We start from the raw sequence: 25235 nt of genomic DNA, 5'->3' as shown, positions 1-25235 counted from the left end.
GGCGCCGGGCAGAGGAGCGCCGGCGTCACCGGGGTACGCAGCGGCACGGGGGTCCGTACACACTGGAAGGCCTTCGCCCGGTGACGCTAGGGACCGGCGCGGTGGCCCGTCAATGCTTTGCAAGGTCTTTCTTTATTTGCGAAAGAAACTAACTCCCCGCCAGGCGGGGTGTCGCTGGCGGTGAGCGCGCCCGTCCGGCGGCCTCGGCGAGGCCCGCAGGGAGGGCGTTTCTGCTGCTCACGAAGGAGGCCGCAAGGTAACGAGACGGTTTCGTTACTTGACTCGATAGTTCGTTCGCCGTAGGAAGGAAGTGTGACAGACGTGGTGACGCCACCAACGAGCCCGGTGAGCCGGGAGCGGTCGAAGGAGATCAAGCGGTTGTCCGTGATCTCCACCGCCCGCCAGGTGCGGGTGCTCTCCCGCGCCGAGCTGACCGAGCTCACCGGGTTGAGCCCCGCCACGCTCACCCCGCTCGTGCGCGAGCTGATCGCCGAGGGGTACCTCATCGAGCGCGGCCCCGGGACCTCCCGCACCGGCCGCCCCCGGGCGATGCTGGAGTTCAACCCCCGGGCCGAACTGGTCGCCGCCGTCTCCCTGGAGCCGTCCCGGATCAGCTGCGAGATCGCCGACAGCGACGGCGCCGTCATCGCCCACCGTGCGGTCCGGCTCGCCGGCGACATCGTCGACACCATCTGCCGCTCGGTGCCCGAGCTGGCCGGTGACGGGCTGCCGGCGCTGCGCGGGGTGGCCATCGCCGCGCCCGGCGTCTCCACCGGCGGCGCCGTGCGCCTGGCCCCCTCGGTCGGCCTCGTCGAGGGGCGGCCGGTGGGGGAGTCGGTGCAACGGCGGCTCGGGGTGCCGGTGGTGGTGGACAACGACGTGAACCTGATGGCGGCCGGCGAGCACGCGGTCGGCGCGGGCAGCGACGTCGCCGACCTGCTGCTGCTGCACGTGGCCGACGGCATCGGCGCCGGCCTGGTGCTCGACGGGCAGGTCCGCCGGGGTGCCGGCGGGGCCGCCGGCGAGGTCGGTTTCCTTCCGCTGGACCCGACCGACCGGGGCCACGACGGGATCGGCCCGTTCGAGGCCCGCTGGTCGGAGAACGCCATCGCCGAGCGGATGGTGGCACTGGCTCCCGGGCGGCGGCCGGACTCGCCCGTGGCCGACCTGGTCGCGCTGGCGGCCATCGACGACCGGGCCGCCGCCTACCTGGACGACGTGCTCACGGCCTGGTCGCGGCTCATCGTCTCCTGCGTCTGCGTCGTCGACCCCGGGCGGGTGCTGCTCAGCGGGGCGGCCGCCCACCTCGACGACGCCGCCGTCGACCGGCTCCAGGCGCTGGTCGCCGCAGCCGCACCGAGCACCACCGAGGTGCGCCGGGCCGTGCTCGGCGACCGGGCGGTGCTGCACGGGGCGGTCAGCTACGCCCTCTCCGCGGCTGCCGCCGGCATGCCCACCCTGCTGCCGACCCCTTGACCACACACCACGCACACCGCAGTTCTCCCCACACCCTCGGAGGTACCCCATGAGACGTCGACTTCTCCTCGCCGGTGCGCTCGCCACCGTGCTCGCCGCCGGCACCGCCTGTGGCGGCGGCGGTGGTGGCGACGACGCGGCCGGCGGCGCGAGCGCCGAGAAGCTGACCATCTACACGGCCCGCGACAAGAAGGTCTCCACCTACGTCGTGGACCAGTTCACCGCCAAGTACCCCGAGTACAAGGGCAAGGTCGAGATCCTCAACCTGGGCGCCCAGGAGATCCTGGAGCGGGTCCGGGCCGAGAAGGCCAACCCGCAGGCCGACGTCTGGTGGGGCGGCACCCAGCAGGGGCTCTCCGCCGGCGCCGGCGAGGACCTGCTGACCTCCTGGCAGCCGGCGTTCGCCGGCAAGATGGACCCGAAGTACAAGGACGCCGAGGGCCGCTGGTTCGGGGAGATCCTGCTCCCCGAGGTCATCATGTACAACAACAAGGCACTCACCCCGGAGCAGGCCCCGAAGGACTGGGACGACCTGCTGAAGCCGGAGTGGAAGGACAAGATCATCATCCGGGACGTGGCCGCGTCCGGCACGATGCGGTCGATCTACGCCGCGATGATCATGCGGCAGTCCCCGGACGGCAGCAACCCGCAGCCCGGCTACGACTGGCTCAAGAAGCTCGACGCCAACACCGGCGCGTACGCGGCCAACCCGACCGACCTCTACCTGAAGCTCTCCCGCCAGCAGGGCGTGCTCAGCGCCTGGAACCTCCAGGACGTCCTGCTCCAGGCCAACCAGTCGAACATGCCGTTCGGCTACGTGATGCCCGCCTCCGGCGCCCCGGTGCTGGTCGACGGCATCGCCGCGGTCAAGGGCGGCAACACCACCGGCGCCCAGAAGTTCATGGAGTTCCTCTTCGACGACAAGCTCCGCGCCGACCTGGCCAAGGACTACTACCAGATCCCGGCCGTGGACATCGCCGAGAAGCCGGAGTGGCTGGCCCAGCTCAACCTCAAGCCGCTGGACGTCAACTGGGACGTGATCGGCAAGAACGAGACCGAGTGGATCAACCACTGGAACGGCCAGATCAAGAACAAGGGCTGACCGCCCGGGCGTTTCGGGGGCGGGCCGGTCCCGCCCCCGCGCCCCCACCTGACGACCGTCCAGGTCCGGTACCGCACGAAGGAGAGGACCTCATGATCGATGTCACGCTCGAGTCGGTGAGCAAGCGCTTCGCGCGCGGCGGCGACACCGCGGCCGTGGACGACGTCGACATCACCATCGCCGCCGGGGAGTTCTTCACGCTGCTCGGCCCGAGCGGCTGCGGCAAGACCACCACCCTGCGCATGGTGGCGGGGTTCTACTTCCCCACCTCCGGCCGGATCCGGTTCGGCACCGAGGACGTCACCCGCCGGCCGCCGAACAAGCGCGACACCGGCATGGTGTTCCAGAACTACGCGCTCTTCCCGCACATGAGCGTCGCGCAGAACGTCGCGTACGGACTGAAGATCCGCAAGGTCGGCCGGGTCGAGGCGCGGCGGCGGGTCGAGGAGGCGCTCGGCCAGGTGCACCTCGCCGGCTACGGCGACCGGCGCATCGACGAGCTCTCCGGCGGCCAGCAGCAGCGCGTCGCCCTGGCCCGGGCGCTGGTGATCCGGCCCCGCACCCTGCTGCTCGACGAGCCGCTGTCGAACCTCGACGCCAAGCTGCGCGAGGAGACCCGCGTCGAGATCCGCCGCATCCAGCGCGAGGCCGGCACCACCTCCATCTACGTCACCCACGACCAGGCCGAGGCGATGGCCATGTCGGACCGGATCGCGGTCATGCAGTCCGGCCGGGTGCAGCAGATCGGCGCCCCGCAGGAGATCTACCACCGCCCGGCGACCAGCTTCGTGGCCCGCTTCATCGGCCGCAGCAACGTGCTCAGCCTCCCGGTCGTCGCCGCCGCCGCGCAGACCGTCACCGTGGGGCTGCCCGCCGGCGGCGAGATCACCGCGCCCGCCCCGACGGACCACGGCCTGCGCCAGGGCGACACCGCGCTGGTCTCCGTCCGTCCCGAGCACATCGGGCTGACCTCGGCCACCGAGGCGGGCGCGCTGCCCGGCCGGGTCACCGAGGTGGAGTTCACCGGCATGGCCACCAACCTCGTGGTCGACGTGGCCGGCGAGCCGGTGCAGGTCGCCGCGATCGACGTGCCGGCCGGAATCGCCGCCGGCGACCAGGTCGGCCTGCGGCTGAACCGGGAGCGGATGTGGGTGGTGCGGCCGTGAGCACCATCCCCGCCACCCCCAGCCCGGCCACCGTCGCCCCGATCACCGGCGAGCCGACGCCGCCGCGCGGCCCGCGCCGCCGCCTCGCCGACCGGTTCGCCGGCGGCACCGGCTCGCGCTGGTTCCCGTACGTCCTGGTCTTCCCGCTCGCCCTGATCCTCTTCGGGTACGTGGTGCAGCCGATGTTCGCCACCTTCGCCGAGAGCGTCGGCGTGGACGGCGTGGAGAACTACGGCAGCTTCGTCACCGGCGGGGGCGTGGCCCGGTCCTCCCTGGTCACCTCGCTGATCATCTCCGCGGCCAGCGTGCTGCTCTGCGGCGTCGTGGGCGTGGCGATGGCCTTCCTGCTCAAGCGCTTCTCGTTTCCCGGCCGCAAGCTGATCGAGGCGATCATCCTGGTGCCGGCGGCGCTGCCGCCGCTGATCGGGGCGATCTCGTTCCAGCTGCTCTACAGCGAGACCGGCATCCTGCCGCGGGGCCTCCAGCAGCTCTTCGGCGCCGAGAACCCGGTGCTGCCGTTCAGCGGCATCGCCGGTGTGCTGGTCGTGCACACCTTCACCATGTATCCGTACTTCTACCTCTCCGCCTCGGCCGCGCTGTCGGGGATGGACCCGTCGGTGGAGGAGGCGGCGTACAACCTGGGCGCCGGCCGGGTCCGCGTGTGGCGCACGGTGCTGCTGCCGATGCTCACCCCGGCGCTGGTCTCCGCCTCGCTGCTGGTGTTCATGACCTCGCTGGCGTCGTACACCGCCCCGCTGCTGTTCGGGGTGGACCAGACGATGACCATGCAGATCTACATCAACCGCACCAACGGCGACCTGCCGATGGCCTCCACGTACGCCTCGGTGCTCGGCGTGGTCTCGGTGCTGTTCCTGCTCGGCATGCGCTGGTACGAGGGGCGGCGCAGCTACCGCTCGCAGTCCAAGGGCGTCGCCGCGCACCGCCGCGAGATCACCAACCCGCTGGGCAAGTGGCTCGCCCTGGCCGCCTCGGTCCTGGCCACCGCGGTCCTGCTCGCGCCGGTGGCGACCATCGCCCTGGTCGCGTTCTCCCAGGACGGCTCCTGGACCACCGAGGTCATCCCGGCGGCGTACACCACGCAGAACTTCGTCACGATCTTCTCCGATCCGGCGGCGTTCCAGCCGATCCTCAACTCGCTGCAGATGAGCCTCATCGCCACCGTCGCCTGCGTCGTCGTCGGCGTGCTCATCGCGTACGCGGTGCGCCGGCTGGACTTCCGCGGCCGGGGCCTGCTGGACGTGGCGGTCATGCTGGCCTGGGCGTTGCCCGGCACGGTGGTGGCGATCAACCTGATCTCGGCGTTCAGCACGGGCAACGCGTTCAGCTTCGGGCAGGTGCTGATCGGCACCTTCTGGATCATGCCGCTGGCGTACTTCGTGCGGTTCCTGCCGCTGGTGTTCCGGTCCAGCTCGGCCACCCTGGCGCAGATCGACCCGTCGCTGGAGGAGGCCGCGCGCAACCTGGGCGCGTCCTGGTGGCGGGCGTTCGGCACGGTCACCCTGCGGCTGATGCTGCCCGGTGTGGTGGCCGGCGCGCTGCTCGCCTTCGTGCACGGCGTCGGCGAGTTCGTCGCCTCGGTGCTGATCTACACCTCCGAGACCGCGCCGATCTCCGTGGAGATCAACAACCGGATGTACTCGTTCGAGGTCGGCACCGCCGCCGCGTACGGCATGCTCCAGGTTGTCCTGATCTTCGTGGTGATGGTGGTCTCCGGCCGGCTGGAAGGCGGCCGGCGTTCCAGTCGGGAGGCGGCCCGGTGGACGGCGTGAGCGCGGCCTGGCCGGCGGGCGGCGGGCTGGTCCCCGCCGCCCGGATCCCCGGCGGGGAACTCGCGGCGGTCGCCGAGGCGGCGGACTTCGCGGTGCTCCCGGTCGGCGCGGTCGAGTGGCACGGCCCGCACCTGCCGCTCGGCACCGACCTGATCCTCGCCGAGGGCTTCGCCGCCGAGAGCGCGATCCCCGGCGACGGCGCGGTGCCGTCCGGCGGCGGCACCCCGGACGGCACCGCGACCACCCCGGCCGGCGGGCGCGCGACGGCGGCGGGCCCGCGCGGGGTCCTCTTCCCCGCCGTGCCGTACGCCGCCTGCCCCGGCCAGACCCGGCCGTGGCCCGGCACCGTGGCGATCCGGCCGGAGATCGCGGTCGGCTACCTCGCCGACGTGATCGAGGGGATCGTGGCCGCCGGGTTCCCCCGGCTGCTGATCGTCAACGGACACGACGCGAACATGTCGACGGTCCGGGCCGCCATGGAGTGGGTCTCCGGGCGGCGCACGGCGAGCCTGCTGCTGGTCAACTGGTTCCAGCTGGTCACCCCGGCCGAGACCGCCGAGCTGTACGGGCCGCTGCCGGCGCGCGGGCACGGCGGGGCGTACGAGACCTCCGGCGTGCTCGGCTTCGACCCCGACGCGGTCCGCCTAGACGCGGTCGCCGACCTGCCGCCGAAGCCGAAGCTGCCGGTGACCCACCCGTACGTCCTGGTGGAGTCCCGGCCCGACCCGTGGCAGGGCTGGTCCGGGCACATCTCGCTGGCCGGCGAGGAGGCCGGTCGGCGGGTCCGGCAGCTGGCCGGCAGCCGGCTGCGCGAGGTCGTCGCCGCCTGGGTGGCCGCCCCGCCGCCCGCCCCGCCCACCGACGCCCCGCTGCCCACCGACGCGACCGCCGGTGGGCCCGAGCCCGAGGAGGCGCCTTGACCGTCGACCGCGGACTGGACGTCGTCGACTTCCACCTGCACTTCCGCATCGGCGCCGACGAGACGATCCGGGCCTGCGAGCACGCCGCCGACATGCACCCCGGCGGCGAGCACGAGCAGGCCGTACGGGCCGCCGGCTCCGCCCCGTACGCGCGGCGGTGGCGGCAGGCGTGGGGCTTCCCCGACCCGGAGCCGCCCGCCGCGCGCTGGCAGGACGAGGCGGACCGCTGGGCCGAGGAACTGCGCGCGGTGAACGTGCGCCGGGCGGTCTTCGTCACCGGCGGCGGCAACGACACCGTCGCCGACGTGGTGGACCGCCACCCCGACCTGCTGCTCGGCTTCGCCCACCACGACCCGTACGGCGCGGACGCCGCCGCCGAGCTGGAACGCGCCGTCACCGAGCGGGGCCTGCGCGGGCTGAAGCTCTTCGCCCCGCTGCTGCGCGGCCCGCTCGACGACGAGGCCCTCGATCCGCTCTGGGGCACCGCCCAGCGCCTCGGCGTGCCGGTGCTGATCCACATCGGCCACTACGGCAGCGCGGGCGGCCTGTCCCACGGCCGGTACGGCGGCCCGGACGAGCTGGCCCGGATGGCCCGCCGCTTTCCCGAGCTGGCCGTGGTGGTGCCGCACTTCGGCGTCCAGCACGTGCAGGACCTGCTCTTCGCCGCGTGGGGCTGCCCGAACATCCACGTCGACACCTCCGGGTCGAACCAGTGGGTGCGCTGGATGCCCTACAAGCTGACGCTGGACGAGCTGTTCCGGCGTTGCTACGAGACCATCGGCCCGCACCGCATCGTGTTCGGCAGCGACTCGTCGTGGTTCCCGCGCGGGTACGTCACCCGCTACCTCGACGACCAGCTGCGGATCTGCCGCGAGCTGGGGCTGCCCGACGAGCACCTACGCGCGATCTTCGCCGGGAACGCCGAGCGCCTGCTCGGCCTGGACGACTGACCGGCTGACGCCCGGGCTCGGCGCACGACGCCACGCCCGGCACGGAAGGAAGTAGAGACCGTCATGAGCACACCCGCGCTGACCACCTACCAGCGGCACCACCTCCGGCCGACCTACGACCACCACGTCGGGTACCTCTTCCCGGCGATGGTGCGGGCGAGTCAGGCCCACGTGGTGATGCTGACCGAGCAGGGGCTGGTCCCCGCCGAGCGGGGCGCCCGGCTGCTGCGCGGGCTGGCCGAACTGCGCGCCGACACCGCCGGCGCGCCGGAGTTCGACGGCACGTTCGAGGACACCTACTACCTGATGGAGAAGCGGCTGGCGCAGGCGTGCGGCATCCCCACCTCCGAGCTCGACGTGCAGATGGCCCGCAGCCGCAACGACCTCGACGCCGGGGTGTTCCGGATGCTGCTGCGCGACCAGCTCCTCGGGGTTCTGGACCGGGTGCTCGCGACCGGCGCGACCGCCCTGGACTCCGCGCACCGCTACGCCGATGTGGTGATCACCGGCTACACCCACCGCCGGCCGGCGCAGCCCACCACCATCGGGCACGCCCTCGCCGGCTACGCCGAGGCCCTCGCCGGTGAGGCCGTCGCCTACGCCGACCTGATCGACCAGCTCAACACCTCGCCGCTGGGCTCCTGCGCCTTCGCGGGCACCGACCTGGACATCGCCCCCGCCCGGGTGGCCGAGCTGCTCGGCTTCGACGGCCTGGTCACCAACTCGTACGAGGCGGTGGCCGGCGCCGACCACCTCGTGCGGGTCGGCACCCTCAACGCCCAGGCCCTCGCGACCGGCGCCCGGCTGGCCCGCACCCTGATGGACTGGCTGAGCTGGCGCTGGGTGACCACGCCCGGCGACTTCACCCAGGGCAGCAGCATCATGCCGCAGAAGCGCAACCCGGTGGTGCTGGAGCACCTCGTCTCGATGGCCGGGGCCACCGCCGCCGACGCCGCCAGCGTGCTCAACAACGTCGGCGCCGCCTGGTGGGAGGACTCCAACAACGCGACCACCGACGTTCAGGTGCGGCTCTGGGAGAGCAACGACCGCACCGACCGGTTCTTCGCCCTGCTCGGCGGCTTCCTCGCTGAGATCGAGCCGCTGGAGCCGCCGTCGGCCGAGGAGATCGTCGCCTCCGGCGCCACCACCACCGCCGCGGCCGACGCGCTGACCCGGCACGGGGTGCCGTTCCGGGCCGCCCACTCGGTGGTCGGCCGGCTGGTCCGGGGCGGGGCCCCGGCCACCTGGACCGCGCAGACCGTCCGGGCGGCGGCGGATCAGATCGCCGACGGGCTCGACGACGACGCCGTCGCCGACCTGATCGCCGCCGCCGTACGCCCGGAGCTGGTGCTCGACCGCGCCCAGGTCGACGGCCCCGGCGCGGCCGCGGTGCGCGCCCAGGTGGCGGTGCTGCGCGGCACGTTCGACACCGTCGCCGGCCGGCTGGCCGCCGTCCGCGACCGCCTCGCCGCCGCCGACGAGGCGCTGGACGCGGTCGCCGCGCAGGGGGCGGCCCGATGAGCGCGCGGGACGCGGCGGCCGGGGGCATGGAGGTGGTTCGGTGAGCGTGCGACTGGCCGGTCGGGCCGCCCAGTCCGCGCCGCCGGCCGGCGATGCGGGCGTGCTGCTCGGCATCGACTTCGGCGGCACCAAGATGGCGGTCGGGGTGGCCGACGGCGAGGGCCGGCTGCTGGCCCGCGAGCGGGTGCCGACGTACGCCGAGCGGGGTGCCCCGCAGGCCCTGGACCGGGCGCTGGAGCTGGCCGCGAAGCTGGTGGGGGAGGTCGGCGCGCCGGTCGCGGCGGCCGGGATCGCCTCGCCCGGCGTGGTCCGCTCCGACGGCATCGACCTGGCCCCGAACGTGCCCGGCTGGGACGGGCTGCGCCTGGCCGACGCGGTCCGGGACCGGTTGGCGGCGCCGGCGGTGGCGGTCGACAACGACCTCAACGCCGCCGCCCTGGCCGAGCTGCGGCTCGGCGCGCTGCGCGACGCCGACCCCGGCCTGGTGGTGGGCCTGGGCACCGGCGTGGCGGCGGCGGTCACGGTCCGCGGGTCGGTGCTGGCCGGTCATCACGGGGCGGCCGGTGAGATCGGGTACGCCGTGGCCGGTGGCCCGTGGCCGGGCACGATGCTGGAGCTGGGCTTCTCCGGCCGGGCGCTGGACCGGCTCGCCGAGTCGCTCGGCGTGCCGGGCGGGGCGCGGGGGCTGGCCGCCGCCGCCGAGCGGCCCGGCCCGGCCCGCGACGCGCTGACCGCCCGGGCGGACGAGCTGGCCCGGCACCTGGTCACCTGCTGCCTGCTCCTCGACCCGCAGCGGGTGGTGCTGGTCGGCGGGGTGGCCGGCAACGCGTTGATCCGCGGCCTGCTGGGGGAGCGGATGGCGGCGGTCCTGCCGTACCCGCCGGAGGTGGTGCTGTCGCGCTTCGCCGACGACGCCGCGTTGCTCGGCGCGGTCATCCTCGCCCGCGAGGCGGTGCCGACACCCCGCTGACCGGCCCGGCCGGCGCCGCCGTCGGGCGCGCCGACCCTTGCAAGTATTTGCAGACCACGAAGCCGACGATCCACCATGGATCGTCGGCCTCGTGGCTTTTGCGGGTTATGCACGAGCCCTGTCGGAGGTGTCGACAGTGTTGCCATGAAATTTCGAGAAGTTTGCTGCAAGGTATTGCAGAGCCTGCCGTCGATCGAGCATTGTCTTTGCTACGCGGACGGCCGTCCCCTCTCGTCAGTGCCTCTTCGTCCCCGGAAGAAGGTCTCCCTGTCATGGCACGATCGAAACCGCCCCTGCGCGCCCGCATCCCCCGCCTGCTCCTCGCCGCCGCCGTCGTCGCGTCCGGCGCCACCCCGGTCGTGGCGACCGCCGCCGCCCCCGCCCATGCCGCCGTCGCGCTCAACGACAGCGAGGTGACGGCCAACCTGTGGGAGTGGAACTGGAACTCCGTCGCCGCGGCCTGCACCGACCACCTCGGCCCGGCGGGCTACGGCGCGGTCCAGGTCGCGCCGCCGCAGGAGTCGGTCAGCCTGCCCACCAGCGCCGACGGGGTCCACCCCTGGTACGAGGTGTACCAGCCGGTGTCCTACAAGCTGGAGAGCCGGTTCGGCAACCGCCAGCAGTTCGCCGCCATGGTCACCGCGTGCCACGCCGCCGGCGTACGCGTCTACGTCGACGCGGTCGTCAACCACATGGCCGGCGTCAACAACCCCGCCGGCACCGTCGGCTACGCCGGCACCACCTTCACCGGCTACGGCTACCCGGCGGTGCCGTACGGCCACGGCGACTTCCACCACCCCGGCGACAACTGCCCGACCTCCGGCGGCATCACCGACTGGAACAACGAGTCCCAGGTGACCAGCTGCGAACTGCTCTCCCTGTCGGACCTGTACACCGAGAAGGAGCAGGTCCGCGACAAGATCGCCGCCTACCTCAACGACCTGATCGGGCTGGGCGTGGACGGGTTCCGCGTCGACGCGGTCAAGCACGTCAAGAAGGCCGACTTCGCGGCCATCCTCGGCAGACTGGACAACACGGTCGCGGAGAACAGGCGCCCGTACGTCGCCCAGGAGATCTTCGACGGCGCCTCGAACGACGCGCTCAAGGCCCGCGCCTTCATCGGCAACGGCGACGTGCTCGACTTCGCCTACGCCAAGGGCCTCAGGTCCAGCTTCCAGGGCTCGATCGCGAACCTCGCGAACATCCCGAACTGGAACCTCGACGCGCCCGGCGCCAACGTCTTCGCCATGGTCACCAACCACGACCTGGAGCGCGACGGGGTGGTGCTGTCCTACAAGAACGGCAGCGACTACACCCTGGCCAACTACTTCGCGCTGGCGTACCCGCACGGCAAGCCCTCGGTCTACGACAGCTTCACCTGGTCGAACCGCAACCAGTCGCCGCCGGCCACCGGCAGCGGCCACGTGACCGACACCGTCTGCGGCGACGGTTGGACCTGCCTGACCCGGTCCACCGGCATCAAGGGCATGGTCGGCTGGGCCAACACCGCCCGGGCCGTCAAGAGCATCTCGGACTTCACGGTCGTCAACAGCAACGTCATCGGCTTCCACCGGGGCGATCGCGGGTGGATCGGCATCAACGACTCCGGCGCCGCCAGCACCGCCCAGTTCGTCACCGGCCTCGCCGACGGCGCGTACTGCGACGTCATCTCCGGCGCCGCCACCGCCGCCGGATGCACCGGCGCCACGGTCACCGTGACCGGCGGCCGGGCCACCGTCACCATCCCCGCCAACGGCGCGGTCGCCATCCACGCCAACGCCCGTGGCGGCCCCGCCGCCAAGGTGGCCACCACGTTCACCGCCGCCGCCTCGCTGCCCGCCGACCGGACGCTGCACGTCGTGGGCGACACCCCGGCGCTCGGCAACGGCGACCCGACCGCCTCCGTGCCGCTGACCCGTACCGGCACCGGCGCCTGGACCGCGACGGTGGACCTGCCGGCGGCCACCGCCGTCTCCTACCGGTACCTGGTCAAGAGCGGCACCACGGTGGTAGAGCAGGAGGCCACCAGCCGCACCTTCACCACGCCGGCCGGCGGGACGACGACCCGGACCGACACCTACGTGCCGGGGCCCGTCGGCGACACCGTCGCCACGACCTTCACCGTCACCGCGACCGTGACCGCCGGCCAGGAGGTCTACGTCGTCGGCGGCGTCGCGGCGCTGGGCAACTGGGCGCCGGCGAACGCGGTACGGCTGCCCGCCGCCGGCGGGGTGTTCCGCGGCGTGGTCGACCTGCCCCGCTCCGCCAACGTGGAGTACAAGTTCATCAAGAAGACCGCAGCCGGCGCCGTCACCTGGGAGTCCGGCGCGAACCGGAGCCTGACCACCCCGGCGGGCGGCAGCCACACCGTCACCGAGACCTTCCGCGGCGACACCGCCGGGCCGGTCGCCACCTCCTTCCACGCCACCGCCACCACCTCCTTCGGCCAGGACGTGTACGTCGTCGGCAACCTCCCCGCCCTCGGCGGCTGGAACCCCGCGAACGCCGTCGCGCTGTCCCCGGCCGACTACCCGGTCTGGCGGGCCACCGTCAGCCTGCCGCCGAACACCGCCGTCGAGTACAAGTACCTGAAGAAGAACCCCGACGGCTCCGTCACCTGGGAGGCCGGCGGCAACCGGAGCTTCACCACCCCGGCGGGCGGCACCCACACCCGCACCGACACCTGGCGTTGACGCAACCGTGGCCGGCCCCGCCCGGGGCCGGCCACCCGGCCGTTGCGCGGCCGTCGGCGCCCGCGTCGCGGGTCCGAGCAGGACATCGTGAATCCTTGATGGATTGATAGGCTCGTCCGGCGCGGAGAGGTGCAGCGGATGAGCGAACCGGGCCGGGAGGCGCAGGAGGCGTTGGCCTGGTTCGTCGGTGAACTCAGGCGCCTCCGGCAGCTCTCCGGGGCCCCGTCGTTGAACACGTTGGTCGCCATCTCGACAGCGCTGCGTCAGCCGCTGGCGCGCTCGACGTTGAGCGACAAGCTGAACGCCAAGTCACTGCCCGAGTGGCCCTTCGTCGTCGCCTTCGTCGAGGCCTGCCTGGCGCACGCCGACCGAGCCGGTATCCGACTGCCGGCCGAGCTGGCGGAGATGAGTCACTGGGATGCGGCACACTGGCGGCTGCTCAGGATCGCCGACGCCGCCCGTACGGAGGACCGGCTGCGGGCCGCCGCCCACACCCAGTTGGGCCGCCGCTCCAGCGGCGGTAGCACGTCGGCCGGAGGGCCCGAGCCGTCGTCACCGCCGTTGCCCACCGACCGACCGACGGGCGTCCTCGAACTCGTGACGCCCCGGCAACTGCCGACGGCCGTACCGTGTTTCGTGGGTCGCCGGGCGGCGCTCGCCGGGCTGGCCGGCCTGCTGCCGCACATGCACGGTGCACCGGGCACGACGACGATCTGCCTGATCAGCGGCACGGCCGGCGTCGGCAAGACGACCCTGGCGGTCGGCTGGGCGCACCAGGTCGCCGACCACTTCCCCGACGGGCAGCTCTACGTCAACCTCCGCGGGTTCGACGCCACCGGGCCGGCGACGAACCCGGCGGAGGTGCTCCGCGAGTTCCTCGAAGCTCTCGGCGTGCCGGCGCTACGCGTCCCGGCGGGACCGGACGCCCGCTCGGCGCTGTTCCGCAGCCTGCTGACGGGCCGGCGTGTGCTCGTACTGCTCGACAACGCCGGCGACGCCGACCAGGTCCGCCCGCTGCTGCCCGGCTCGCCGGGCTGCCTGGTGGTGGTCACCAGCCGTGGGCACCTGCCGGGGCTGGTCACCATCGAAGGGGCACGTCCGCTCGTCCTCGACCCGCTGTCGCGGACGGAGGCGTACGAGTTGCTGTCCCGGCGACTCGGCACGGACCGGGTGGAGAACGAGCCGGATGCGGCGAACCGGATCGTCGACGCGGCGGCGGGGCTGCCGCTCGCGCTGGCCATCGTGGCGGGACGGGCCGCCGCCCAACCGGGCCTCAGCCTCGGCCGGCTCGCGGACGAGCTGACGCGGCAGGGCGGTCTCGACCGGTTCAGCTACGGCGACGCGGCCACCGACATCCGCACGGTCTTCTCGTGGTCGTACCGCAGTCTGGACGCGACCTCGGCACGGGCGTTCCGGCTGCTCGGACTACACCCCGGGCCGGACGTCTCCGTGCCGGCGCTCGCGAGCCTCGCCGGCGTGCCCGTGGCGGAGGCGGGCCGGACCATGGCGGCGCTCGTCCGCGCGAACCTGGTCTCCGAGCAGCTCCCGGAGAGGTACGTCCTGCACGACCTCCTGCGCGCGTACGCGGCCGAGCTGGTCGCCGGGCACGAGCCCGAGGAGGCACGCGCGCAGGCGCTCGGCCGGCTCCTCGACTGCTACCTGCACACCGCCCACGCCGCGGATCTGCTCCTCTACGACCAGCGGGACCCGATCGACCCCGCCCCGGCCCGCACGGGCACAACGGTCACCGCGGTCAGGGACCGGGCGGAGGCGTGGCGCTGGCTCACCACGGAGCACCGGGTGCTCCTGGCCGTGGTCGGCCTCGCCACGGACGCCCGGTTCGATACGCACGCCTGGCAGCTGGCCTGGGCCGTCAACACGTACCTCGATCGCCTCGGCGCGTGGCAGGAACAGCTGGTGGTCCAGGAGCGGGCGCTGCGCGCCGCGTCACGGGTGGCCGACCGGGACGGTCAGGCCCGCGCCCACCGCAACCGGGCCGTGGCCTGCCTGCGGCTGGAGGACCACGACCAGGCCCATGCGCACCTGCACCGGTCGCTCCGGCTCTACACCGAACTCGGCAATGCCGTCGGGAGCGCACGGGCCCACCTCAACCTCGGCATCCTGGCCGAGCGCCTGGGCCGCTACGAGCAGGCGCTCCATCACGCGCAGCAGGCACTCGGCCTGTTCGCGGCGGGGGAGAACACCAACGGGCAGGCGAACGCGCTGAACAACATCGGCTGGTACCACAGCCAGCTCGGCAACTACCAGCAGGCGCTCGACAACTGCACGCGGGCGCTGGTCCTGCAACAGCGGGTCGGCAACCGGTACTGGCAGGCGCACACCTGGGACAGTCTCGGCTACGTGCACTACCAGCTGGAGCAGCAGGCGGAGGCGATCCGCTGCTACGAGAACGCGCTCGCGCTGTGGCGGGAGGCGGCGGAGCGCTACTACGAGGCCACGACGCTCACCCATCTCGGCGACAGCCACCGCGCCGCCGGTGCGCCGGACCTCGCCCACCGCGCCTGGCGCGGTGCGCTGGAGATCCTGGAGCAGTTGGGCCACCTGGACGCCGAGCAGGTCCGGGACCGGCTGCGCTCCGAGCCCGCACAGTCCTTCTGAACAGGCGCCGAGGCGCGCTCCCGGGGCGACGGCCTGCCGTCCCCGCCCCGGGAGCGACTCGTGGAAGAGGTCAACGCCACTGCATGAAGTTGTTGACGACCGGCGCCGTGATCCGGGTGACGATGTTGTTGGTGGCGCCGGGTCCGGCGCCGTACGGTCCGCGGGCGAGGATCCCCAGCACCGCCGGGGTCGGGCACACGCAGTCCGGTGGCGGCGGGCACGGGCACGGGTTCACCAGCCGCGGCGGCGTCGGGCACCAGTCGTCCGGGTCGGGCGTGTAGAAGACGGGGCTGCCCTCCTGCCCGCCGACGAGGGGGTGCCGGACGTAGAGGAAGCTCGTGCTCTCGGCACGGATGACGTCCTTGCTCGCCCACTGTCCGGATCGGTCGAGCGGGTATCCCTGGGTCGACGTGCAGGATCCGGTCACGGGTTGACTCGGGTAGCCGAGGCCGAGCCAGCCGGTCCTGGTGCCGATCGCGCAGTTGAGCTGCACCGCGCCGTAGTCGTAGGCCGGGTCGGCGGGGGTGGGGGCGTAGATCGAGCCGGTCCAGCCCGAGGGGGCGAAGAGCCGGACCGCCGCGCACGAGCCGAAGGGCGCCGTCGTGCCGTCGTGCCCCGGGTACGCGACGATGTTGGTACGCCAGGCGCCGCGCGAGCCCCCGGAGTGCACGCAGTGGCCGGCGGTCGCGACCGTACGTTCGCTGATCATGAAGCCGGTGCACTGGCCGCCGGGGAACGTCAACCGGACGGTGGCCCTGGCGGGAAACATGGTGGTCGGGCTGACCGGCACCCGCGTGTCGGGACCGAAGATCGCGTTGGTGCCGACCGTGGGAGTCGCGCCGGCCGCGGCGCCGGCCGCGGGGACCGTCACGCTCGTGGGCCGATGACCGGCTGGTGCCGTGTCTCCGGCGGCGGGTCGGTCCTGAGCCGTCGCGGCAGCCGCCGGCCCCACCGGAGGCGCCGCGGTACCGACGACCACGGCGGCGAGGGCTACTACCGCCCATCTCTTCTTCAGCATGGCTCTCCTCTGGCCGGACGGGGCTCTCCCCGCGCTTGTGCCTACGTAGACCAGGCTGCGGAAAGGCCATGCCGTCCGACCGGTTCCCGGACACCGGAACCCTCCGGCCGGACACTGAGATCCGCGCGCACGGCCGTTGCCCCTGCGGTGGCTACCATGCTGCCCGTGGACGAGACCTGGCACGCGCTCCGCGTCACTCCGATCCGTGAGGTGCGCCGGCGCGCCGCGATCGTCAGCGAGCTCACCTTCCACAAGCCGACGATGGTCGACGCGGCGGAGCGCTTCGCCTGGGACGACAACGGTGGGCAGTCGACCCTCTGGCACTTCCTCGCCGACGGGCGGGCCCTGCTGCTGACGTTCGGTCCCGAGGCGGATCTGAGCGTGGGCTGGGACCAGTACGCCGCGCAGGAGGCGCTCTACGGCGACGTCCCCGAGGACCTGGTCCGCCTGGTGCGCGACCGTCCGGCGAGCAACGCGGCCGGCAACGTCACGGATGTGCCGACCGGCCGGACGATCCACTGGGCCTGCGGCGTGTTCTGGTTCGACGGCGAGCAGTGGCGGGTCGCCGAAGGCCTGCTGGACCACTGCGACCGGACCGGCGTCGACCCGATGATCGGGTCCGAGTTCGTCTACTGCCTGGACGTCTACCGTTTCGGCCAGGACTTCGTCACCCCGGAGGCCGTCGTCGCGGACACGGAGCACGGCTGGTACGTCGACGCTGACGAGGGCGACGAGTTGACCGCCGTCCAGGAGATCTTCGCGCGCTACGGCGACGCGGGACGGCCACCCGGTCTGGGCGCGTACTGTGATCTATCGTGAGCGGGAAGTGCCGGTGCGGCGCCCCGGCCTGGTGGCGTGAGCAGGGCACCGTGCCGGCGCCCACGGGTCCACCTCCCGACCGAGCCGACCAACTCACCGGGAGCAAGGCATGGGCCTCATCCACATCGAACTGTTCGCGACCCTCGACCTCGTCGGGCAGGCGCCCGGCGGCCCCGACGAGGACCCGGTGGGGTTCCCGTTCGGCGGCTGGCAGGCGCCCCTGCTGGACGAGGTCGCCGGCGCACAGGTCGGTGCCGCGTACGAGGGCACGGACGCCCTCCTGCTCGGCCGCCGGACGTACGACATCTTCGCCGCCCACTGGCCGCACCAGGAGGGCGGCGAGGACGACGAGATCGCCACGATCTTCAACAGGGTCCCGAAGTACGTGGCCTCCCGCGGCAGGCCCGACCTCTCGTGGGCCGGGTCCACCCAGCTCGGTCCGGACCTGGCCGGCGCGGTGCGTGAGATCCGTGACCGGCACGAGCACGTGAAGGTCGTCGGGAGCCTGAACCTGGTGCAGACCCTCCTGCGCGAGAAGCTCTTCGACCGGCTCGACCTCTGGGTGCACCCGATCGTGCTCGGCGTCGGCAAGAAGGTGTTCGACGGTGGCGCGGTGCCCACGAACCTCACCCTCCTCGAACCGCCGGTAGCCAATCCGAGGGGCACCGTGTACCTGCGCTACGGGTTCGCGGATGGCACGCCCGAAACGGGGGACATGAGCGCACCCGATCGCGGTGCCGGAGTCGACGACTGACGTCGCCCCATCCCAGGTGGTCCCTGTCACCGGCGGGTGGATCCGACCGGGCACGGCCTCGCCGGCGCTTGCTCTCAAGCCCACTTCAACTTCTACCGTCGACACGTCAGAGCTGATCGAGCGGACAGGACGTGGTCGGTATGAGCGTGCGGCGGACGGTACTGGTGACCGGGGGGACCGGGCGGGTGGGTGGGCAGGTCGTCGCCCGGCTCGTCGGCGCGGGGGACGTGCGGGTGCGCGTGCTGTCCCGCGATCCGGCGAGGGCATCGGTGGTCCTGGGACCGCAGGTGGAGGTGGTCGGCGGTGATCTCGCCGTGCCCGACGGCCTGAGCGCCGCCCTGGACGGTGTGGATGCGCTGTTCCTCGTCTTCCCGTCGGTCACCGCCGACCGGGCGGCCGGTCGGTTGGTGGCGACGCTGGCCGAGCGGGTCGGGCGCGTCGTCTACCTGTCCGCCCACGGCGTACCGGACGACCCGGACGGCGCCGCTGAGCCGGACGGGACCATCATGGGCTCCCACGCCCATGTGGAGGCCCTGATCGCAGGGTCGGCCGCCGAGTACGCGTTCCTGCGCTCCAGCGGTTTCGCCGCGAACACCCTGGCGTGGGCGCCGCAGATCCGGCGGTCGGACGTCCTGCGGTGGTTCGTGCCCCAGGCCAGCCGGGCCCTGGTGCACGAGGCGGACCTCGGGGCGGTGGCAGCGCGGTTGCTGACGGACGACCGGCACCACCGCAGGGCCTACCACCTGACCGGCCCCGAGCAGCTGACGCAGGTCGAGCAGCTCGCGGCGATCGGTGCCGCGCTCGGCCGGACGCTGCGTTTCGAGGAGATGGACTCCGCACAGGCCGCCGCCGAGCTCTTCCCTTCGATGCCGGCTGGCGTGGCCGCCGGCATCATCGCCGGCCACGCGGCGATGGTCGCGCAACCCGAGCCGGTCACCGACACCGTCCGGCACCTGCTGGGCCGGTCCGCCCTGACCTACGCCCAGTGGGCCCGCGACCACGCCGAGGACTTCACCGGTCCGCAGTAGGGGCCTGTCCGGTCGCCCGCTCCGACGGCCGCCGTTCGTGTCGCGGACGGGCGCGCTGCTCCGTCCGCGACCTAGGTTGCCCCGATCTGCGGCTGAAGCGCTAGGCCGCCGACGCGGCCCGGGGGTCGTTCGGCCGGGTGCGCTGCGCCAACCCGGCGGCGGACCTGTCCGAGCGGCCCTGGCCGCCAGCCGGCCGCACCGCGTGCGGCGACGACTGCCCGGAGTCGGACCGGGCCATGCGCAGGGCGCGCTGGGCGTTGTTCCAGGCCGGGCAGGGCCAGGCCTGGCCCGCGCAGAGCAGGTTGCGGCACCCCCCGTCCCCGTCCGGTTCGTGGGCGTCGGCCACGTCCAGGGCGAGCTTCCACAGCAACGGGTCGGTCACCTCGGCGGGACGGTCTGCCTGACGGTCGGACCGGTCGGTGGTGTCTGACACGAGTTTGATCCCCCTTGAGCGCAGGTGCGATCTTCAGTTTCTCCAGTTTCCACGCCGACGAAACCTCGACACCCTTCCAGGCTGCGGAGTAGGTCTGCGGAGCCCTGCCGCCGGCCGCGGGACGGGCGAGGACAGGGGCCCGTCGTCACTCGGAGGCGTCCGGGCCTCGTCGCGGCCGGCGCATCCGCATTGCCGCGACGGCGGCGACGATCAGCAGGACCGTCAGCGCCGGCCCACCTGCGACGACCATGAGCCCCGCGCCGATGTTGGCGCCGATTCCTCCGGCGGTCAGCACCCGCCAGGCGAGGCCGACGAGGACGCCGGCTCCGACGAGCGGCACCAGCACCCACCACCACCGGGGGTCGAGACGGCGGCGTGCGGTGGCCCGGAGCAACCAGGCGAGCGCGACGACGACGCCGACGCACGCCAGGACGCCGACGATCCGGTCGCCCGCCGGGCCGAGGCTCACCGGCCGGATCGCGTAGTCCAACTCGACGCCCTCGGCGGCGAGTCGTCGGGCCTCGTCGTTGGTCAGGTCGCCGATGAGCCACCAGGAAGCCACCGGTGTGCCGAGCACCAGGACGAGCGCGGTGGTCGGCAACGTCAGTCGGTGCGGCTTGGTCATGTGTGTCGCCTTCTTCCCGCGGGCCGGTCCACGCTGCTCGGGTAAGTATGTGGGCGGCCTTCAGGCAGGGCGTGAGCACACCTACTCACCGCCGGCCGCAGTGCGGCTCGCGGGTCCACCGGCGGCGCGGCCGGGACATCGACGAGGATTGACATATCGCTTTGTGTGCGTTGAGGATGACTCCAGTCCACCGATCTCGGCCGGAACGGCCTCTCGTCCACCAGCCCGACGACGCTTGCGCGCCCGGCGGCGTCGGTCCGTCGCAACCGGACACCACCGACTCTCCTCCGCCGTGTCGCGACGCGCGGTCGTGCACGCGCGACCGACGGGGCGCAGCCGCGCAACCCGGGCGGCCCTTCGGCCATCCCGTCCGGCCACCCTGCCGACACCAGAAGGGCGGACACATGCGTGATCCCCTGACTCCCCGGTGGCGACGCCGCCTCCCCGTCCCGGCCGCGCTCGCCGCCGCCACGGCCGCGGTGCTGCTGGTCAGCCCGGCCTCGGCCGTCGTGCCCGCCGCAGGACCCCCGGTCGAGCTGGTCCGGGTCGCCGACGAGGAGGCGAACGTCGTCGAGGTGCTGCTCGCCGGCACCGCCCAACTGGACGCCCTCGTCGCCACCGGCGTCGACCTCGACCACCACGTGACCCGGACCGGGGACGGGGTCGTCGCGCACGCGGTCGTCACCGCCAGCGAGGCCGCGGCGCTGACCAGGGCCGGTTTCACCCTCGGCGAGGTGCTGCACCGTCCCGCCGACGCCCGGGCCCGGGTGGCGGAACGCGAGGCGACCATCGCCGGGCACGTCGCGCGGAACCGCGAGTTCGCCGCCGCGGCGCGCGGTCCGGCCACCGCCGCCGCGTCCGACGTCAAGATCATCCGGGCGGACTACTACACCTCCGGAACGAGCCAGGTCCTCTCCGTCGAGGCGAAGTGGGCGCAGGGCCAGACCGCCGCCGACGCCCTCACCGTCGAGCGGGACAGCGGCCCGGGCACCGAGATCGGCTCCGGCGGTACGCAGACGATCTCCCGTTTCGTCGACGCCGGCGTCTACCTGTACCACCGTGGGGCCGCGCAGGTGACCAGCCGGCCCGACCGGATCCGCATCACCAGCCCGACCGGCGACGTCGCCGTGGCCCAGGTGCGGGAGTGGCTTCCCACCCCCGGCGACGGCCCCGAGGGGCCGGGCTACCAGAAGGACTTCGTCACCAGCTACCTGACGCCGACCGAGCTGTACGGGCGGATCCATCAGCTGGCGGCCGAGTTCCCCCGGCTGGCCGAGGTCGTCGAGCTGCCGTACCGGACCAACGGCTACCGACGGCACGCCCAGGCGGTGCTGGGCACCGCCACCGACAGCCGCGTCGCGGTGGACTCCCTGGCCTGGGGGCACGAGGGCGGCAACGACGTCTCCGTGGAACTGGTCGACCCGGGCGCGGCGGACGCGCCGCTGTCGGTGACCGTCGCCGGCGAGGCCGTCCGGGTCACCCTGGGTACCGACGGCGACGGCGCGGTGACCAGCACCGCCGCCCAGGTCGTCGCGGCGCTCAACGCCGGCGCCGGGACGCTCGTGCGGGCGTACACCTATCGGGGCAGCCCGGGCGGCGGCGTGGTCGCGCCGGCCGCGCGGACCCCGCTCAGCGACGGTCTGAGCGCGCCGGCGAGCGTCTCCCGCGACCCGCACCCGGTGTACGCCATCCGCATCGGCAAGCACCGGGACGGCTCGAAGCTCGGCGTGCTCGCGTACGCGCAGGAACACGCCCGCGAGTGGGTGCCGCCGCTGGTGACCGTCGAGACCGCCGAGCGGCTGCTGCGCAACTACGCCCACGACGGGCGGACCCGGCAGCTGCTGGACAGCCTCGACATCTGGATCGCCCCCTCGGTCAACCCCGACGGCGGCCACTACTCCTTCTACGACTTCAACTCGCAGCGCAAGAACATGACCAACCACTGCCCGACGAACGGGGCGGCCGACTTCCTGGCCCGCAACTCCTGGGGCGTGGACAACAACCGCAACTACACCGAGTACAGCCTCTTCGACGGCTACTCGGGGGCGTCGGCGAACTGCACCAGCGGCACGTACGCCGGGCCGGGCGAGCTGTCCGAGCCCGAGAACCGCAATCTCGACTGGCTGGCATCCCGGCCGAACATCAGGTTCTCGATGAACCTGCACTCCTCGGGCAACTACTTCATGTGGTCGCCGGGGGCGTACGCGCTGCCCGACCGCGTCTCCGCGCCCCGGCCGACGCTCGCCGAGGAGTCGGCGTTCTGGGGCGCCTCGTCGCGGATCCTGGCCGCCATCAAGCGGCACCGCAACATGGCGGTGACCCCGGCGCGCACCGGCCCGATCTCCGACGTGCTCTACTCGGCGGCCGGCAACTCCGGGGACATGCTCTGGTACAGGTACGGCATCTACGCCTGGAACTTCGAGGTCGGCACCTCCTTCCAGCCGGAGTGGGACGAGGCGCACGCCGAGACGCTGGAGTTCGCCAACGGCCTGGTCGAGCTGATGCGGGTGGCCCGGGACTTCGCCAGGGACCGGACCCGGCCGCGCAGCACGCTGGCGGTCGCGCCCGGCGCGACGCCCGGCACGGTGGACGTGACGTTCTCCACCAGCGAGCCGGCCGCCGTCTTCTACACCCTCGACCGGGCCGCCCCCACGTACGCGTCGAAGCTCTACGGCTCGGCGGGCATCCGGGAGGGCGGGGAGACGCTGACCGTCCCAACGGGAACGCGGATCCACTGGTTCTCGGTGGACTCGGCGGGCAACGTCGAGAACAACTACCGCCCCGACGGCAACGGCCGCAACTACCGCAAGGGCACCGCCGTGCCGCCGGCGGGCTGACCGCGCACCGGGACGGGAGTGCGTGGTCACCGACCCCGCACTCCCGCTCCGACGTCCAGCTTGGCCAGCGTGCGGTGCGGGCCATCGCTCATGCGAGGCGTGGGAGCCGAAGGCCGCCCGAGGTCCTCCCGCCGTCGCTCCGCGTCGCCCGAGGCGGTGAGGCGGGCCTACCCGCGATCCGGCCGGGGAAACGCCGATCAGCGACCGGGGAGGCTGCCCAGCAGCACCGCTCGGGAGCTGCGGTGCGCCAGATCCTCCGCCACGTTGCCCAGCAGCTTCTCGTCGAGCCCGTGGCCCCGCCTTCCGATCACCAAGAGGTCCACGTCCCGCGCCTCGGCGACTGCCAGGAGAGCGTCGGCCGGATGACCCGACACCACCTCCGTGCTGGGAGTGGGCAGCTCGTCCGGCAGGTTACGGGCGGCCTCGTCGAGCAGTAGTCGGGCCCGCTGGTGCTCTTCGTCCGCCTGGATGTCGACCACGTCCGGGTCGGTCACGGTGACCAGCACCAACTCGCCGGCCGTGCCGCCCAACGCGTGAGCGACGGCGCGCAGCGCGCGGTCGGAGTCGGGCGAGCCGTCCAGGCCGACCAGCACGCGCAGGCCGGACCGCGCCGGCGCCGGCGCCGGCGCCCGGACGTCGACCCGCTGCGGATCGGCCCGGCCGCGCTCGGCGGCGATCGGGATGAACAGCGGCCCGAGCAGGCCTCCGACGAGATACCAGAGCAGGTTGCGGTGCCCACCACGGGTCACGAAGACCGCTGCGGTGACCAGCCCGGCAACCAGCCAGGCCACGATCGCCAGCAGGGCCAGTCCCAGCTCAGCCACGGCGGCCTCCCGGCGTGGTCGGTGCGGGCGGACGGGTCATGCGGCTGACTACCCCCGGTCGCCGCGGGTAGGCCACCGCGTCCGCAGGCGAGGCCAGTTGTCGGCGCACACCGTCCGACCCACCGACGCGGCGGCGCTCGCGCGGGGTGGAGCGCCGGCTGTGGTGTGCGCGCACGACGAGGGTTCGACCAGTCCCGGACGGGTACCACTCTGCTGGCGCCGACCGGATGCGGGCGTCCCGGGCTTACGGCGCACGGGGGTGGCTCCGGTCTTCCGGGTGGTGCGGTCGGCGATGGACGACCCGGCCCCTTCGGACGAGGAGACCCCGTGACCGACGCCGGTCGGCGCCGTGGCAGCCTGTTCGCCCGGCGATCGTGGGCGGAGACCAGCCGCATCACTGCCATCCTGCGCCGGGAGACGGTGGGCGGGGCGCTTCTGCTCGTCGGGGCGCTGGTGGCGCTGCTCTGGTCCAACTCACCCTGGGTGGAGCACTACCAGGCGTTGCGGGACTTCCGCGCCGGACCCGCCTTCCTGCACCTCGACCTCAGCATGGCCACCTGGGCGACCGACGGCCTGCTGGCCGTCTTCTTCTTCGTCGCCGGGCTCGAACTCAAACGTGAGTTCGTGGCGGGGGACCTGCGGGATCCGCGTCGCGCGGTGGTCCCGGTGGCGGCGGCCTGTGGCGGCGTGCTGGTGCCGGCCCTGCTCTACCACCTGATCGCCGGCGGCGACGCGGCGAAGGGCTGGGCGATCCCGACGGCGACCGACATCGCCTTCGCGCTGGCTGTGCTCGCCGTGGTCGGCCGGTTCCTTCCGCCCGCGCTGCGTACCTTCCTGCTCACCCTCGCGGTCGTCGACGACCTGATCGCCATCGTGATCATCGCCGTCTTCTACACCACCGACCTGTCGGTCGTGCCGTTGCTCGGCGCCCTGGCCCCGCTGGCGGTCTTCGGTCTGTTGGTGCAGCGTCGCGTCCGGTCCTGGTGGCTGCTGCTCCCACTCGCGGCCCTGACCTGGGTGCTGGTGCACGAGTCGGGGGTGCACGCCACCGTGGCGGGGGTCCTGCTGGCCTTCACCGTCCCGGTCGTCCGCAGCGACGCCGCCGGGGGACCGGGCACCGGGCCAGGACTGGCCGAGCACTTCGAGCGCCGGTTCCGCCCGATCTCCGCCGGCGTCGCGGTGCCGGTCTTCGCGTTCTTCTCTGCCGGGGTCGCGGTGGGGGGCCTGACCGGCCTGGCGACCGCGCTCAGCGACCGGGTGGCGATCGGCATCGTCATCGGTCTGCTCGTCGGCAAACCGGTCGGCATCATGGGTGCCACCTGGCTGGTTTCCCGGTTCACCCGTGCCCATCCGGACGAGGGCCTCAACTGGCTCGACGTGTTCGGCCTGTCGCTGCTCGGCGGCATCGGCTTCACCGTCTCGCTGCTCGTCGGCGAGTTGGCCTTCGGGGTGGGCAGTGAGCGGGACGACCACGTCAAGGTGGCCGTGCTCACCGGGTCCCTGCTCTCGGCGCTGTTCGCCTCCGTGGTCCTGCGCGCCCGGAGCCGCCTGCACCGGCAGGTCTGCGAGGCGGAGGCCGTCGACCGCGACCGGGACGGCGTGCCGGACGTCTACGACCGGCATCCTGACCGGCCGGACGCCTACTGAACACCCGTGCCGGGCCGACACCGTTCCCCGCCCGAGGGCCAGG

At 73.2% G+C, this 25235-nt stretch carries 19 protein-coding genes; 15 read left to right on the top strand and 4 right to left on the bottom strand.

All coding sequences use genetic code 11. The features are described from left to right. The first annotated feature begins 312 nt into the window (after nucleotides 1-312). The 10 genes from DER29_RS18685 to DER29_RS18640 all read left to right on the top strand — a co-directional run bounded on the left by DER29_RS18685 (nucleotide 313) and on the right by DER29_RS18640 (nucleotide 15207). Nucleotides 313-1476: an ROK family protein gene (locus tag DER29_RS18685; protein ID WP_121398495.1), complete on the top strand. Its 1164-nt coding sequence runs from the start codon at nucleotides 313-315 to the stop codon at nucleotides 1474-1476. Between the two features lie 49 nt (nucleotides 1477-1525). Continuing rightward, nucleotides 1526-2578, top strand: a complete 1053-nt coding sequence (locus DER29_RS18680; protein ID WP_121398494.1) for an extracellular solute-binding protein — start codon at nucleotides 1526-1528, stop codon at nucleotides 2576-2578. 92 nt (nucleotides 2579-2670) lie between these two features. Next, complete coding sequence (locus DER29_RS18675) at nucleotides 2671-3744, top strand: ABC transporter ATP-binding protein (protein WP_121398493.1); 1074 nt, start codon at nucleotides 2671-2673, stop codon at nucleotides 3742-3744. After that, entirely contained in the window at nucleotides 3741-5534 is a 1794-nt protein-coding gene (locus tag DER29_RS18670) for an iron ABC transporter permease (protein ID WP_233599916.1), read from the top strand. The genes DER29_RS18675 and DER29_RS18670 overlap by 4 nt, the downstream gene beginning before the upstream one ends. Next, nucleotides 5522-6454 (top strand): creatininase family protein, encoded by a 933-nt coding sequence (locus tag DER29_RS18665; RefSeq protein ID WP_121398492.1) that lies wholly within the window; start codon nucleotides 5522-5524, stop codon nucleotides 6452-6454. The genes DER29_RS18670 and DER29_RS18665 overlap by 13 nt, the downstream gene beginning before the upstream one ends. Further along, complete coding sequence (locus DER29_RS18660; RefSeq protein WP_199729353.1) at nucleotides 6451-7404, top strand: amidohydrolase family protein; 954 nt, start codon at nucleotides 6451-6453, stop codon at nucleotides 7402-7404. Before DER29_RS18665 ends, DER29_RS18660 begins: the two co-directional genes overlap by 4 nt. A gap of 63 nt (nucleotides 7405-7467) precedes the next feature. Then, a complete protein-coding gene (locus DER29_RS18655; protein WP_121398491.1) occupies nucleotides 7468-8925 on the top strand; it encodes an argininosuccinate lyase in 1458 nt (485 codons plus the stop codon). A gap of 40 nt (nucleotides 8926-8965) precedes the next feature. Further along, the gene (locus DER29_RS18650; protein WP_233599915.1) at nucleotides 8966-9895 is read left to right on the top strand and encodes an ROK family protein; all 930 of its coding nucleotides are present in this window, start codon (nucleotides 8966-8968) and stop codon (nucleotides 9893-9895) included. Nucleotides 9896-10167: 272 nt separating this feature from the next. Then, nucleotides 10168-12588, top strand: coding sequence for a carbohydrate-binding module family 20 domain-containing protein (locus DER29_RS18645; RefSeq protein ID WP_121398490.1), 2421 nt, complete (start codon nucleotides 10168-10170; stop codon nucleotides 12586-12588). 138 nt (nucleotides 12589-12726) lie between these two features. Then, entirely contained in the window at nucleotides 12727-15207 is a 2481-nt protein-coding gene (locus tag DER29_RS18640; RefSeq protein WP_121398489.1) for a tetratricopeptide repeat protein, read from the top strand. A 70-nt stretch (nucleotides 15208-15277) separates the two neighbouring features. Here DER29_RS18640 and DER29_RS18635 read toward each other — a convergent pair whose 3' ends face one another. Then, nucleotides 15278-16078, bottom strand: a complete 801-nt coding sequence (locus tag DER29_RS18635) for a serine protease (RefSeq protein ID WP_233599913.1) — start codon at nucleotides 16076-16078, stop codon at nucleotides 15278-15280. Between the two features lie 312 nt (nucleotides 16079-16390). Between DER29_RS18635 and DER29_RS18630 the strand changes: the two genes are divergently transcribed. From DER29_RS18630 to DER29_RS18620, 3 genes are all read left to right on the top strand, one after another. Beyond that, nucleotides 16391-17044: a hypothetical protein gene (locus DER29_RS18630; protein WP_199729352.1), complete on the top strand. Its 654-nt coding sequence runs from the start codon at nucleotides 16391-16393 to the stop codon at nucleotides 17042-17044. A 109-nt stretch (nucleotides 17045-17153) separates the two neighbouring features. Beyond that, nucleotides 17154-17798 (top strand): dihydrofolate reductase family protein, encoded by a 645-nt coding sequence (locus tag DER29_RS18625; RefSeq protein ID WP_121398486.1) that lies wholly within the window; start codon nucleotides 17154-17156, stop codon nucleotides 17796-17798. 164 nt (nucleotides 17799-17962) lie between these two features. Continuing rightward, complete coding sequence (locus DER29_RS18620) at nucleotides 17963-18826, top strand: SDR family oxidoreductase (RefSeq protein WP_199729351.1); 864 nt, start codon at nucleotides 17963-17965, stop codon at nucleotides 18824-18826. 100 nt (nucleotides 18827-18926) lie between these two features. Here the strand turns inward: DER29_RS18620 and DER29_RS18615 are convergent, their stop codons facing one another. Both DER29_RS18615 and DER29_RS18610 read right to left on the bottom strand, forming a co-directional pair. After that, entirely contained in the window at nucleotides 18927-19259 is a 333-nt protein-coding gene (locus DER29_RS18615; protein ID WP_233599912.1) for a hypothetical protein, read from the bottom strand. A 145-nt stretch (nucleotides 19260-19404) separates the two neighbouring features. Beyond that, on the bottom strand, nucleotides 19405-19884 hold the full coding sequence (locus DER29_RS18610) for a hypothetical protein (RefSeq protein ID WP_121398484.1): 480 nt from the start codon (nucleotides 19882-19884) through the stop codon (nucleotides 19405-19407). A gap of 404 nt (nucleotides 19885-20288) precedes the next feature. Here DER29_RS18610 and DER29_RS18605 point away from each other — a divergent pair, with 404 nt between their 5' ends. Next, on the top strand, nucleotides 20289-22721 hold the full coding sequence (locus DER29_RS18605) for a M14 family metallopeptidase (protein WP_121398483.1): 2433 nt from the start codon (nucleotides 20289-20291) through the stop codon (nucleotides 22719-22721). A gap of 197 nt (nucleotides 22722-22918) precedes the next feature. On the opposite strand, the gene DER29_RS18600 is transcribed toward DER29_RS18605, so the two are convergent. Next, nucleotides 22919-23545 (bottom strand): universal stress protein, encoded by a 627-nt coding sequence (locus tag DER29_RS18600; protein ID WP_121398482.1) that lies wholly within the window; start codon nucleotides 23543-23545, stop codon nucleotides 22919-22921. Nucleotides 23546-23872: 327 nt separating this feature from the next. Here DER29_RS18600 and nhaA point away from each other — a divergent pair, with 327 nt between their 5' ends. Further along, on the top strand, nucleotides 23873-25192 hold the full coding sequence (gene nhaA / locus DER29_RS18595) for a Na+/H+ antiporter NhaA (RefSeq protein ID WP_121398481.1): 1320 nt from the start codon (nucleotides 23873-23875) through the stop codon (nucleotides 25190-25192). Nucleotides 25193-25235: the final 43 nt, after the last annotated feature.

The organism is Micromonospora sp. M71_S20 (assembly GCF_003664255.1).
Lineage (GTDB): Bacteria > Actinomycetota > Actinomycetes > Mycobacteriales > Micromonosporaceae > Micromonospora.
Note: the sequence above shows the minus strand (reverse complement) of the source record. Positions and strands in the feature narration are given on the sequence as shown.